Here is a 10,997-nt window from a genome sequence, read left to right as displayed (position 1 = left end):
ATGGTTGCGGTCCCCTTTTCGACGACGCGGACTACCCACTCAGTGCCGGCAGATTTCACCCGCACGTCGTCCGGTTCGCCGCCCACCATCCCATGCCACCGTGATACGAATTCAAGTCAGTACTGCTGACAACCAGCTATGGTGTGGATTTTGTCAATCCAACCCTTTTTAATGGTTGATATTCATATAGCTAATGACAACGAAAACACTCAATAAAATTGGAATTCGCGGCCTTTTACCAAGAAATAGACCATCTATAAGCCGCCACAATCAATGTTCTGGATCAGAGTTTTCAGTCATTTGGCCCAAACATCTCTGTTCTTTTATTACTGCTATGCGTTGACTTCGTAGCTCTTGATCACACCTGACGCGACTATGGCCAAGTCCATCAGGATCGCGACGGACATTACGCCGGTCCAATTTGACCATCGCTTTCAGGTGAGGGAAAAGCTCGTGTTGACGACCGCTTTGCGGCGCAAAGCGGCCATGTCTGTTGTCGGCCGCAAGCGGTCGGACCGCTTCCGCCGCTGCAGCATTCATGTGTGGTGAATTGCGCGGGCGCAAAGGATAGCGGCCCTCGTCCGCAGCTCGGAACCTCCCGTCGCACTCGAAGTTCTTGTGTTGCACATGGCCACCATCCACAGCGCGGGCGGCACGGGGTGTAAGGGTTTGACTCGGGAAAAGCCGACCGTACTCAGAGGAAAGATCGGTCGTTGGTTCAACGTACTTAAGTATGTTGCCATCGCGATTGTCGTGAGTTCGATCACTGTGATCGTGATGAACTTGATCCCCGATTCCCGGAGTATCCGCGCAATCGTTCCCCACCGTTTTGACGCAGCCGATCCTCAATTCGCGAGGAGCATGACCAGCTATTCCCAGGGACAAATGTTCGACGCCAACGCGGTGCAGACGCTGGTCAATGGCGATGAGATCTTTCCAGCAATGCTGGAAGCCATCCGCACTGCGCGTTCGACCATCAACATGGAAACCTACATCTATTGGTCGGGAAAGGTGGGCTACGAGTTCGCCGCGGCCTTGGCGGCGAAAGCCCGAGAAGGCGTCGAGGTTCGTGTGCTCGTCGACTGGGTCGGCAGTCTCCCCTTCGATGAAGAACTGATCCACATCATGACGAGTGCTGGAGTGCGGTTCCAGCGCTACCGGCCCATCTACTGGTATACCCTGGATCGCGTGAACAACCGAACGCATCGCAAACTGCTCATCGTCGACGGTCGGATAGCGTTCACCGGCGGTGTCGGCATTGCGGACAATTGGCTCGGAGACGCTCGCAATCCGACAGAGTGGCGTGACACGCACTACCGCATCGAGGGACGTGCCGCAGCCGCATTCCAGGCGGCATTCGCCGAAAACTGGCTGGAGACCGCGGGCGAGCCGTTGCAGGGCGAGAAGTTCTACCCGCCGCTCGCAGCTGCGGGGAACCTGAGCGCTCAACTTATCTTGTCTTCGCAACCAAATGGCTCCGAAGACATGGAGCTGATGATGTTGGCTGCGATGGCTGCTGCCAAGGATCACTTGCGGATCGGAATGGCTTATTTCGTTCCGGACGACATCGCCCTGCAGCAGATACTGGATGCCCGAAAAAGGAGCGTGATCGTCGATATCATCGTCCCCAACTCGCTGACGGATGTTCCTATCGTTCGAAAGGGCTCGCGCTACTTCTGGGGCGAATTACTCAAGGCGGGCGTGCGGATTTATGAGTTCCAGCCCACGATGTACCATCCTAAGCTGCTGATCGTCGACGACGTCTGGGCGAGCTTCGGTTCCGCCAACCTTGATGAGCGATCCCTTGGTCTTAACGATGAGGCCAATCTGAATATCTATGGCAAGGACTTTGGACAAACCCAAATCGATCTGTTCAACCGGGACCTAGCACGGTCTAAGCGGATCAGTCTCGAGGAATGGCAAGCCCGCCCCTGGACTGAAAGGGTGACGGATTGGATGGCTAGCCGACTGCATTCCCAGCTTTAGCACACGATCGCCGCCCGATCGGGTAAGACCGTCGGAAGGTGGTCGTCGGCTGGAGGCCAGGAGATGCGAAGGAATCTGGCGGGAGCGGTCGCTATCGGCTGATCGGGTGATGTCTGCTTTCGTTGAAGCTTGTTAGGTGCTTGTCGAGCGCTGCGGCAATGCTCTGTAGAAAGCTGATCCACTCAGACGGGAATGATCTGGGGATCACCTTCAAAGTCCATGCCGTGCGCCTCTTCACAAGCCACGTGCCGCCGAAGAGAAAAACACCGCGCATCGACAAGCCTTGTGAGGACTGGAGCGCCGCTCAGCCTACCGATTTGGACGGTCTTCCGCCATGACGTTGTAGAGCATGAGGAACGCCAACAGGCAGACGATACCGCCTAAGAGATCGGCCCCTGTCAGTTGGCAGAAATAGACGAAATCAAACGCTAGCACGGCCATCGCTCTATCCTCGGAAAACGCACTAGGATCGGAACCGTTAGACAAGCCTAATGTTCCGCTCCGAGGGAGCAGCGCCGGCACGCCTACGTTTCCTTGAAATCCTTCAGCGAGACGAGGCGCAGCATCTCCTCGCCCTTCAGGAATTTCACTCGTCCGACGAGCTCGGGCCGCAGCCACTCGGCCTTTTCCTTCGCCAGCCCCTTCGGCGGCGGCGCGCCGGTCAGGCCCTGCACCTGGTCCCAAAGCCGCTGCCGCCGGTCGAGCTTGAAGTTGAGGACAGCGGTCCCGACGTACCGGCCCTTGTCGGCCATCAGCACGCGCGCGGCTTGCCCAGGATCGCGCTGGTGGCCCATGATGTCTACCGTCTTCAGCTGGAAGCATTTCACCTTGTGCCAGTCAGTGGTCGGGCCGCTGCGGTAGCGGCTCCCCTTCCGCTTCGAAACCATGCCTTCGACGCAGGCCATGTCGACCAGGTGGAACACTGCGTCGCCAGGCCCGCCATCGCTTCGCTGAACTGGATGCGATTGCCGGCGGGGATCAAGGCCTGGAGGATATCGCGGCGCCTTTCCACCGGCTCGTTCCGGAGATCCTTGCCATTCAGATAGATAAGATCGAAGCGACCAGATAAATGTCCCGAGCTTTTCGGATGCTAACAGCTTTTTAGAGCGCTTGGAAATCGGCGAGGCCGGCGGCATTGATCTTGATCGTTTCGCCCTCAGGAATGAAGTTTTCGGCTCGGATCGCGGTCGCCGCGGCCGCCAACTCGGCAAATATGCCGGTCCAGTATAGTCCCTTTTGGTGAAAAGCCGGATGCCGTCGCGGTCCTTGAGAATCTGCGTTCGGTACCCGTCCTGCTTGACCTCATGAATCCAGTCGTCGCCCTTCGGAGGATCCCTGAAGAGCTTGGGCTTCATTGGATGGATAATGGGCAACCGTTCACCGTCGGCGCGCTCAAGCATCACAGCCCCAACTCTACGATTTCACTCAATAACGCGATGAAGTTTCAGTTCCATTAGCATTCGCTGGAACAAGTCTTCCCGAGAATCGGTTATAAGCCAGCATGGCCTTGGAGATATCCGATGGGGAAGAAGGCGATCCTAATTACCGAGAGCGTTTCGGAGGAGCGGCTGCTTGAGGCCGATTTTTACGCCCGGCGATGTGGGCTACCACGCGACGAAGTGCTTCAAATCATCGAAAGCGCCTACAGCGCGACGGGCTTCAAAAAGCAGGACAAATCTAAGCACCGCAAGCGTTCGAAACGGTAAATCGGAACGTTGGGCAATACGACATGATTCCTCCTGACCAGGAGAAGGCCATGGCAGACGACAAGAGCAAAGCGCGACTTCCGCGACGGCGATCGGGTTTCGGCCGAGGAAGACTATGAGGTTGAGCATTTCGCCCAGAAGGTCGGGTTGACGTCGCAGCAGGTGCGCGAGTTGATCCAGAAGCACGGCAACCAGCGCAAGACCCTGGAGCGCGAGGCGAAGGCCCTAAAGCTTTGACGCGAGACAACTCAAGGGCGTGAGAGCCCGCCCTGAGGAGACGGGCTCTCGCCGGAACGGTCGCTATCGTTCCGACACGGCGCGCTGTCTCGGCGGAAGCTGCGCCGTGCAAGAGCAATTTCAGAGGCGGCGGAATGTTCCATTGGCCACCGCTTGACGAGCCCCGCCACCGCCCCAGACTATTCGGATGAAGAACGATCCCGAGTGCCGCGCGGCGACGATTGAGGAGCACTGCGGTATTATGGCGCAAACGCCACGGGCGCGGCGACAGAACTAAACCCACATGCCACCGGGTGGCTAGCATGATCGGCGCGGTTTTCTTCGGCAACATATGGATGGCCTTTGTCTCTTTGAAGCCGTGTGCCTTCATACGCTCGGCCAGCTCGTCATATGTCAGATCGGCCCGCGTTAGTTCGACCTTCAGATGACGCGCCGCCCGTTCGGCCCATTCTTGTTCCGTAGTTGCGAATCCGATGGGGAAGAAAGCGATCCTTATTACCGAGAGCGTTTCGGAGGAGCGGCTGCTTGAGGCCGATTTTTACGCCCGGCGATGTGGGCTACCACGCGACGAAGTACTTCAAATCATCGAAAGCGTCTACAGAGCGACGGGCTTCAAAAAGCAGGACAGATCTAAGCACCGCACGCGTTCGAAACGGTAAATCGGAACATTTGCAATATACATGGTTCCTGCTGACCAGGAGAAGGCATGGCAGACTACAAGAGCAAGCGCGACTTCCGCGACCGCGATCGGGTTTCGGCCGAGGAAGACTATGAGGTTGCCCACGCCGCCTTAGGGTGATCCCCTAATTGCAATGAAGGGACCAGCCCACTCTGATGGAGAGTTCTGAAATGTGTTCGCAGACGGAACTTATGAGTTCCAGTGTGGGACGTTCGTCTCACGTCCAATACAGCTGACCAGCAAGGGGCAGCGATGCGCGGAACGACGCAGAATTTCCGTAGTTCTCGCACTGCCTGCCGCGCACGCCTTGCGCGGCAGGCTACTTCCCGGCTGCCCATCGGCATCGGTCGACGGGCCTTTGATTGGGCGGAAATTTACCATCCCTGGCGGCGGGTAGCCGTGCCAACGTCGGGAGGGATGGCCGTGCTCTCAGGTCAGCGTCGGTTCGCCCACCGTCATCTCGGTGAGAAAAGACGCGGCGATCAAGTCGTCCGCGTCGATGCGTAAGGAACCTTCTCCGCGCGCCATGATGGCCGCGACCTTCTGGAAGGTCTTGATCTCATGGTCGGTGATGCGGGCGTCCCGCATCCTGGCTTTGAGATCGGCGACACGCATTCCGAGCGAACGGGATGTTCCGATTTCTCGATTCGACATTTTGGTCAGTCCTCCTCCCCCCGCCCGTGCCTGTTTCGCCGCCGCCCGAATCCGCGGCCTGCCACAGTCTGATGTTTGCAGTTGAGGAGCATCAGCATGCCCGCTTATGAGAATCCGCTGATATTATGAATGAAGGATGAATGACACGCAGCTGTATTTCAGCCCTCGGCTGTTTCCCGTCCACAGCTCACCGTGAGTTGTTTGCCTACCGTGGCAACAATGGGGATGGAACATAAGCCACATCACCGGCTTAGTCCGTCGGGTAGCTCACCTCGCCAGAGGGTCGCGCTGCCTTCGGGCTGCCCACAGCCCGAGAGCCCGCTATCGTCCCTCAACGGTGGCGGGCTCAAATCGGAGCTTCTCCTATCAGCGGAACCTAATGTTCGCCTGCCGCTTATGGCGAGATGAGCACTCGCGGGATAAATTTCTTCGACAAATGGATGGCAGAGCATCTGCCGGATGCGGTGACCGACGACCCGGCCGCGATAAACGATCTAGCCGACCAGGCTATGGAAGCCGCGGACCGAGAGGGCATCGCGATAAGCGAAATCTATGAGGAAGTCGGCAGCGTCTTCGAAGTGATCGCGGCGGCGATGCAGCATCGCGATGGCAGCTTGCTCGAGGCAGATCCCGCCACCTTTGATCTCTTGGCAGACCGGTTGTCCCGAGAAGCAAACATCTCCAACGAGCAAGCCCACGATCTTATTGGGCGTTTCGGCACCGATTGGGAAATGCTGCTCAACGAAGCCCATTTTATGAAAGAGCTTGAAGGCCGGCTGGCGAAGGAATGACAAAGCGCGGGCAATTCGTTAGGGCTGCCGAAGCAGCAAGCGTCCACTGACACGAAGCGCTCTAACGAAATGCTCCAGGGGTGCTTAAGACTGGGCCGGATCAAGCGCGGTAGCGCATCAGAGTCACGTCGCAAGCGAAAGCGCGGATCGCACAGCGAGAAACAAGAGAGCAATGGTTTCCAAGGTAGCCAATAGCCTTGGTGTCAGAAATGCTTTAGCGTACCCTTCTGTACTAGTTTGCAAGGGATGGGATAATGCAAGTTGATCGTTTTCGAAAGATGCTTCGGGAGTTTTCGAGGCAGGCTAGAACCGGTCAGATAGCGACTAACACCATCACGGGCAATGCCGTCGCTAACATTGCCGACCAGTTAGAGCGCGACTTGGGAAACTCCATCGCAAATCGCCGGATAAAGAGCGACACCACAATATCGTTCGCTCCTGATATTTGTCCCTGTTGCGGTAAGTAACCCGAATGACGGGATGTATGTGGTATCTCCGTATCCCAAAATGCGGAGCACCCGGCGCCGACGGCGTGAACGTCACGCCGTCGAACGCGGCCGGTCCACGTAGGTTATGGTGTTACAGCGGGCCAGAATATAAAAGCCAACAACACCACGAATATCACCAAGGCTGCAACAGCGCCCCACATTAGAACATTTCGAGTGCCGCGCTGCTCTTCGTGTCGGGAAATATTGTTGGGCATTGTCGAATCCTGGTGACGTCGGTTTCATCAGCAACGCTAGCTTCATATGCTGGTTCCGAGGCCTTCAGCGAATTGGCCTCATGAGCCAAGCGCTCCGCTTCCGCTCGCGACAGCCCGATAAGCAAACTGTCGTAGCGGAGTGCGGGCAAATCCGTCGACCGGTCATATACCAGCCACTCATCGGCTGGATCACACATTGTCTCGAACCTCATCGCCGCGCTCCCATGCGTTAGGGTGTCCTAATCTTCGCTTGCCACCGTTGTTCCAACCTCAACCTGGAAAGTCGCTGTCCAAGCCGTTCATCGAGGCAGCGACAGGATTTCGAGGCGAACTGGTCCACCTCGATTACAACTTGTGCAAAAAAGCGCCCGCTCCACAGAACTGAACAGCGCGGCCTTGCCATAGCGTTTGATGAGCGCCTCGGGTTTCACCGATGCATGATGCGAGCAGTTTTTGCACCAGGCCCGAAGCGTGTGCCAGCTTCGGAGATCGCCAAGCGCCACATCGAGACCGGCGTGGATGCTACCGTCCACTATCGCCTCAAGAGGAACGGTTGGCTCGCCAGGCGTGAGCAGCTTCTCCATTGCGTGATCGGCGTTTCGGTGAATGAGCAGCATTCCCGGCCGACGCCGAATTGCCGCCTGCCATCCGGCCTGCGACACGACGAAATCCGGTGATCGCGATATGGTTTCGATAAGGGCGACCTCGTCGCGATCCCACACCTCGATTCGGAAATTGTCCTCTGCTGTTTTCCCCATAGCTCCGCAGCCGGACGCTTGGGCGACCGCCTATTCCTCCGAAGTGCTGATCCCCTTTGAATAGAGAACAAATTCCTAGCCGGTCAATGGCAGCTTGACAGTTTTGTTCCTATTTTGTTCACTTCTTGCATGATAGCCACAGGAGGCAGGAATGCCGCTTCGACTGGTGATTGAGAATGCAACCTGGGAAGAGTTGTGCCGCGACGTCGCGGCCGCGGAGGCTGTTTTCGCCCGCTCGGGAATTTCATACGAAGATGCTGTCAACGGGATGCTGGCAGCCGATCCCTGGATGAAAGAGAAACTTCCTGACTTTCCAGAGCCCAGCAAGAAACAGGAGACGGCAGCCAGCGTCTGGTACGAGGCCGAACGCGCCGCTTGCCAAGCTTGCTGTGCGGGATGGTCCGAAGACAAGGTCGTTCGCCCGCACCGGGTTTTGGGGATCGGTCCAGGTGAACCGAGGGTGAAGACGGCGAACCTTGCTACATGGCCGGACAGGCAGAGGCGATACCGGGAGATCATCGAGCGCTTGGAGACGGCCATCGGACCCGACCGGCAACTCGATATCGATACCTGTTACGTGATGGGCTGGATCGATGGGCCGTGCACACCCGAAGAAGCGGCCGAAATGGAGCTCCCCTGTCTCACGGGCAACCTGGCACAGATTTTGGAGATCACGAAAAAATCCCTTCCCAAATGGACGATCGAAGTCGACCACGAACCATGCGATGCTCGCATCATCGAGCCGGATCGCGACAGGGATGAGCACGACGATTTGAGCGTGGCTGCGTGGCGTTGCTCAGATGGCTATCAACACATGGAGAAGCCTCCTGCCAACGCGGCAATTGCACTTACACTCGCGGCAATGCGCCTGCAGGCTGACAGTTTTCTGTCCCCGGCATGGTGAGACGAAATCGCAGTATTCCGCCGCCAACGGTCATCGATCGCGAGATGCCGCACCAGGTCGCCCTGCCCGACGACATCTGCACAGCATACAACTTCACGCTGATCCGACGGTTTCTCGAGGAGCAAGGGCTATCATGCCGGACGCGATCGGTGATTGCGATCTGGGAAGACGGCAAGCAGGAGCAATGGCGACTGCACTGTTTCGCAGATCGCGATGCCGCCGCCGCCTTCCTTGACCACTTCGGCGGGTTCATGTTCGATCCCAAGCATGACCGTGAGAATGGCCGAGCACGTGGCGCCTGGCGCCGCAACGGCATCTATCAGCGGATCTTCGCGATTGGACCGCTCAATGTGCCGGAAATCCTGCGGAACTGAACTCAGGCGCGCTCTGGCCGCACCGTTTCAACGGATAATGATCCCGCCGGCAAGGGTCGCAACAACTCGCTTTCCGGTCTCGACAGATCGAGCCAGCCTCTCCAATTCTCAGGCCGAAGAACGACCACCTGCCGATTGTGATACGGCGCGACATCCGGCCCAGGATCGGTCGTCAACATCGTGAAGGTGGGCGGCTTGTTGCCGGCCGCCTCACGCCAGAGCCCGGCAATGGTTAGGAATGGAGCACCGTTCAACGTGAAGCGGTGTTTGGCTTTTGGATATTTCGTGCCCGTGAACTCGAAGAACGCCGATGCCGGCACGAGGCAGCGTTTGCTGTCAGCAAAACGACGCCCTTCGGACCGGAAGTTGAACACCGGCCCTCCCTTCGGGCCGGCCGGCGGAAAACCAAACGTCATCGACGCAAGTTCAACGCCGTCCCCGGCAGCACGCATGATCGGCGCCGGATCGTTGATGCGAATGTCGTCAGCTTGGGGAAGATCAAGCTCGGTTTGAGGGGTCGGGATATTCAGCGCCAACGATTCCATCATCCGGCAATATTCTGCCCAGGCGACGTGCTGCTCGTAGTCGTTGCACATGGAGTTTCCCGCGGAAACGACGAAGATGATCTTGGGAAGCTACTAGGCCGATTTTCGTGCAGGCTTCGACTTTGGCGCCGGCCTAATGCCCTCCTTGGCGAGGCTCTTCTTCAGTACGGCGGCGAGGTCGACAACATTCTCCTCGGGTTTCGGTGCCGGCTTGGGCGGCTTCTTGCCCTTGCGCTTGGCGTCGATCATTGCGATCAACGCATCCTCATAGGTATCTTCGAACTTCGATGGGTCGAACTTAGTCACCTTCTTGTCGATCAGGAGCCCGGCAATTTCGAGCAAATCCTTGTCGTACTTCGGGCTCTTCAGATCGTCGAAGACGCTGTTTTCCGAAATCATCTCGTTATGCGTGCGCAGTTCGGTCAGCAGCATTCCCTTGCCGAATGGCTGAATAATCACCTCCCTGCCGCGCTGGTAGAGGACAACGCAGGATCGCGCCGCGACCCGCTTCTTGACCATGGCTTCACGCAGCACCGAAAACGCCTCCACAGCGGCGCCGTCGGCCGGAATGACATAATAGGGCTTTTCCAGATAGCGCGTGTCGATCTCGTCAATCGAAACGAACCCTTCAACATCGAGCGTGTGCTGCGACGTGAGCTTCAGTTTCTTGATTTCGTCCGGCTCGATTTCGAGAAACTCGCCCTTCTCCACCTCATAGCCTTTGATCTGGTCTTCCGCGGGAACCACGTCGCCTGTCTGCTCGTCGACATAGGCGCTCTTGACGGGAAGTCCGTCCTCGCGGCTCAGGATCTTGAAATGGACCTTGCCGGCCTCGGTGGTCGCCCCGACCAGCTTGACCCCGCAAGTCACCGATCCGACCTTGAGGAATCCTTTCCATACCGCGCGTGGTGCCGCCATTTGGTCAACTCATGATTTGTGGAACATCCTGACGGGGGAAACTTGGCCTCGCCACAATGGTTCCGCGTCGGCTCAAAGACGCGCAGATGCAAGAAGATGCCCGTCGTCGGAAGGAAATGCAGCGACGGGCATCTGGCCTGAGCCAACGGCGGCGAGAGGGGAACGCGTCCGCCTGGAACACAGGCCGGCAGGGCCAAACTTGTTCCCAGGTGAGCCGTGGTCCGCACTCCAATCCTCTCTGAGCTACTGAGAGCGGTAGCCGTCGAACTTGAGCTCGTGCATCCAGCCATCGCCTTCTGGCGGCTTGTCCACGAGCGTCGGCATCAACGGCGGTATGAACGTCAGACGCACCGAGGTTACCCCGACGCCATTTCGAATTTGATTCAATATGGCATGGCCGTTTCCGTTCCATTAGCGATTGATGAAAAGCCGCCCGGAACATTCGCCGGCACAGGATGTTTCCTGTTCACCAGGAGGAACATCAATGGCAGACGACAAGAGCAAGCGCGATTTTCGCGAACGCGATCGGCTTTCGGGCGACGAGGACTACGAGGTTCGCTATTTTGCCAAGCAGCACCGGATCAGCCCAGAGCAGGTTCGTGATCTCATCAAAGAGCACGGCAACGACCGAAAGGCTTTGGGGCGCGAGGCAAGGAAGCTTCGAGGATGACAAGGCTGTCCGAGTTCGGCCCTCCGAAAGCGGTGACGGTGCACTGCCCGCCGGGCGCAAAGGACGATTCAG

Annotated in this window: 16 protein-coding genes and 2 pseudogenes; 9 read left to right on the top strand and 9 right to left on the bottom strand. The window is 57.7% G+C overall.

What is annotated here, in order from left to right; all coding sequences use genetic code 11:
* Positions 1–375 precede the first annotated feature (375 nt).
* Positions 376–549 carry a hypothetical protein gene (locus FJ417_RS33180; protein ID WP_181183269.1) on the top strand — a complete coding sequence of 58 codons (174 nt, stop codon included), beginning with the start codon at positions 376–378 and terminating at the stop codon, positions 547–549.
* A gap of 78 nt (positions 550–627) precedes the next feature.
* Entirely contained in the window at positions 628–1,986 is a 1,359-nt protein-coding gene (locus tag FJ417_RS21585; protein WP_140784834.1) for a phospholipase D-like domain-containing protein, read from the top strand.
* Positions 1,987–2,295: 309 nt separating this feature from the next.
* Here FJ417_RS21585 and FJ417_RS33825 read toward each other — a convergent pair whose 3' ends face one another.
* The 3 genes from FJ417_RS33825 to FJ417_RS33940 form a co-directional block, all read right to left on the bottom strand.
* The gene (locus FJ417_RS33825) at positions 2,296–2,427 is read right to left on the bottom strand and encodes a hypothetical protein (protein ID WP_264296151.1); all 132 of its coding nucleotides are present in this window, start codon (positions 2,425–2,427) and stop codon (positions 2,296–2,298) included.
* A gap of 83 nt (positions 2,428–2,510) precedes the next feature.
* Positions 2,511–2,780 carry a hypothetical protein gene (locus tag FJ417_RS33945; RefSeq protein WP_348639946.1) on the bottom strand — a complete coding sequence of 90 codons (270 nt, stop codon included), beginning with the start codon at positions 2,778–2,780 and terminating at the stop codon, positions 2,511–2,513.
* 29 nt (positions 2,781–2,809) lie between these two features.
* Positions 2,810–2,998 (bottom strand): hypothetical protein, encoded by a 189-nt coding sequence (locus FJ417_RS33940; RefSeq protein ID WP_348639945.1) that lies wholly within the window; start codon positions 2,996–2,998, stop codon positions 2,810–2,812.
* Positions 2,999–3,506: 508 nt separating this feature from the next.
* Here FJ417_RS33940 and FJ417_RS21570 point away from each other — a divergent pair.
* A complete protein-coding gene (locus FJ417_RS21570; RefSeq protein ID WP_140784832.1) occupies positions 3,507–3,692 on the top strand; it encodes a hypothetical protein in 186 nt (61 codons plus the stop codon).
* 33 nt (positions 3,693–3,725) lie between these two features.
* On the top strand, positions 3,726–3,929 hold the full coding sequence (locus FJ417_RS21565) for a DUF3606 domain-containing protein (protein ID WP_140784831.1): 204 nt from the start codon (positions 3,726–3,728) through the stop codon (positions 3,927–3,929).
* Between the two features lie 352 nt (positions 3,930–4,281).
* On the opposite strand, the pseudogene FJ417_RS33820 reads toward FJ417_RS21565, so the two are convergent.
* Positions 4,282–4,404 (bottom strand): annotated as a pseudogene (locus tag FJ417_RS33820) (DUF6471 domain-containing protein); the annotation flags it as partial.
* A 231-nt stretch (positions 4,405–4,635) separates the two neighbouring features.
* Between FJ417_RS33820 and FJ417_RS21555 the strand changes: the two are divergent.
* Complete coding sequence (locus FJ417_RS21555; protein WP_140784829.1) at positions 4,636–4,728, top strand: DUF3606 domain-containing protein; 93 nt, start codon at positions 4,636–4,638, stop codon at positions 4,726–4,728.
* A 309-nt stretch (positions 4,729–5,037) separates the two neighbouring features.
* Here the strand turns inward: FJ417_RS21555 and FJ417_RS21550 are convergent, their stop codons facing one another.
* Positions 5,038–5,262, bottom strand: a complete 225-nt coding sequence (locus FJ417_RS21550) for a hypothetical protein (RefSeq protein ID WP_140646297.1) — start codon at positions 5,260–5,262, stop codon at positions 5,038–5,040.
* 440 nt (positions 5,263–5,702) lie between these two features.
* Between FJ417_RS21550 and FJ417_RS33590 the strand changes: the two genes are divergently transcribed.
* Positions 5,703–6,053 carry a hypothetical protein gene (locus FJ417_RS33590; protein ID WP_246672458.1) on the top strand — a complete coding sequence of 117 codons (351 nt, stop codon included), beginning with the start codon at positions 5,703–5,705 and terminating at the stop codon, positions 6,051–6,053.
* 1,002 nt (positions 6,054–7,055) lie between these two features.
* Here the strand turns inward: FJ417_RS33590 and FJ417_RS21540 are convergent.
* Entirely contained in the window at positions 7,056–7,514 is a 459-nt protein-coding gene (locus FJ417_RS21540; RefSeq protein WP_140784828.1) for a hypothetical protein, read from the bottom strand.
* A gap of 151 nt (positions 7,515–7,665) precedes the next feature.
* Here FJ417_RS21540 and FJ417_RS21535 point away from each other — a divergent pair, with 151 nt between their 5' ends.
* A complete protein-coding gene (locus FJ417_RS21535; RefSeq protein WP_140784827.1) occupies positions 7,666–8,418 on the top strand; it encodes a hypothetical protein in 753 nt (250 codons plus the stop codon).
* A 44-nt stretch (positions 8,419–8,462) separates the two neighbouring features.
* Positions 8,463–8,792, top strand: a complete 330-nt coding sequence (locus tag FJ417_RS21530; protein WP_140784826.1) for a hypothetical protein — start codon at positions 8,463–8,465, stop codon at positions 8,790–8,792.
* Positions 8,793–8,794: 2 nt separating this feature from the next.
* Here the strand turns inward: FJ417_RS21530 and FJ417_RS21525 are convergent, their stop codons facing one another.
* The 3 genes and pseudogenes from FJ417_RS21525 to FJ417_RS33585 all read right to left on the bottom strand — a co-directional run.
* Entirely contained in the window at positions 8,795–9,388 is a 594-nt protein-coding gene (locus FJ417_RS21525; RefSeq protein WP_140784825.1) for an SOS response-associated peptidase, read from the bottom strand.
* Positions 9,389–9,430: 42 nt separating this feature from the next.
* On the bottom strand, positions 9,431–10,255 hold the full coding sequence (locus FJ417_RS21520) for a Ku protein (RefSeq protein WP_140784824.1): 825 nt from the start codon (positions 10,253–10,255) through the stop codon (positions 9,431–9,433).
* A 246-nt stretch (positions 10,256–10,501) separates the two neighbouring features.
* Positions 10,502–10,606, bottom strand: a pseudogene (locus tag FJ417_RS33585) (ATP-dependent DNA ligase); the annotation flags it as partial.
* A 133-nt stretch (positions 10,607–10,739) separates the two neighbouring features.
* On the opposite strand from FJ417_RS33585, the gene FJ417_RS21510 reads away from it, so the two are divergent.
* Positions 10,740–10,925 (top strand): DUF3606 domain-containing protein, encoded by a 186-nt coding sequence (locus FJ417_RS21510; protein ID WP_140784823.1) that lies wholly within the window; start codon positions 10,740–10,742, stop codon positions 10,923–10,925.
* The last annotated feature ends 72 nt before the right edge of the window (positions 10,926–10,997 follow it).

Source organism: Mesorhizobium sp. B3-1-7 (genome assembly GCF_006439385.1).
Taxonomy (GTDB): domain Bacteria; phylum Pseudomonadota; class Alphaproteobacteria; order Rhizobiales; family Rhizobiaceae; genus Mesorhizobium.
The sequence above is the reverse complement of the archived record's forward strand: the minus strand, read 5'-3'. Positions and strand labels throughout refer to the sequence as shown.

What these genes read in the sequence shown, in the direction of transcription:
- FJ417_RS33180 (WP_181183269.1), top strand. Translation starts at nt 376, where the DNA reads ATGGCCAAGTCCATCAGGATCGCGACGGACATTACGCCGGTCCAATTT.
- FJ417_RS21570 (WP_140784832.1), top strand. Translation starts at nt 3,507, where the DNA reads ATGGGGAAGAAGGCGATCCTAATTACCGAGAGCGTTTCGGAGGAGCGG.
- FJ417_RS21540 (WP_140784828.1), bottom strand. Translation starts at nt 7,514, where the DNA reads ATGGGGAAAACAGCAGAGGACAATTTCCGAATCGAGGTGTGGGATCGC.
- FJ417_RS21520 (WP_140784824.1), bottom strand. Translation starts at nt 10,255, where the DNA reads ATGGCGGCACCACGCGCGGTATGGAAAGGATTCCTCAAGGTCGGATCG.
- FJ417_RS21555 (WP_140784829.1), top strand. Translation starts at nt 4,636, where the DNA reads ATGGCAGACTACAAGAGCAAGCGCGACTTCCGCGACCGCGATCGGGTT.
- FJ417_RS21585 (WP_140784834.1), top strand. Translation starts at nt 628, where the DNA reads ATGGCCACCATCCACAGCGCGGGCGGCACGGGGTGTAAGGGTTTGACT.
- FJ417_RS21525 (WP_140784825.1), bottom strand. Translation starts at nt 9,388, where the DNA reads ATGTGCAACGACTACGAGCAGCACGTCGCCTGGGCAGAATATTGCCGG.
- FJ417_RS33825 (WP_264296151.1), bottom strand. Translation starts at nt 2,427, where the DNA reads ATGGCCGTGCTAGCGTTTGATTTCGTCTATTTCTGCCAACTGACAGGG.
- FJ417_RS33945 (WP_348639946.1), bottom strand. Translation starts at nt 2,780, where the DNA reads ATGGGCCACCAGCGCGATCCTGGGCAAGCCGCGCGCGTGCTGATGGCC.
- FJ417_RS21550 (WP_140646297.1), bottom strand. Translation starts at nt 5,262, where the DNA reads ATGTCGAATCGAGAAATCGGAACATCCCGTTCGCTCGGAATGCGTGTC.
- FJ417_RS21510 (WP_140784823.1), top strand. Translation starts at nt 10,740, where the DNA reads ATGGCAGACGACAAGAGCAAGCGCGATTTTCGCGAACGCGATCGGCTT.
- FJ417_RS21530 (WP_140784826.1), top strand. Translation starts at nt 8,463, where the DNA reads ATGCCGCACCAGGTCGCCCTGCCCGACGACATCTGCACAGCATACAAC.
- FJ417_RS33590 (WP_246672458.1), top strand. Translation starts at nt 5,703, where the DNA reads ATGGCAGAGCATCTGCCGGATGCGGTGACCGACGACCCGGCCGCGATA.
- FJ417_RS21535 (WP_140784827.1), top strand. Translation starts at nt 7,666, where the DNA reads ATGCCGCTTCGACTGGTGATTGAGAATGCAACCTGGGAAGAGTTGTGC.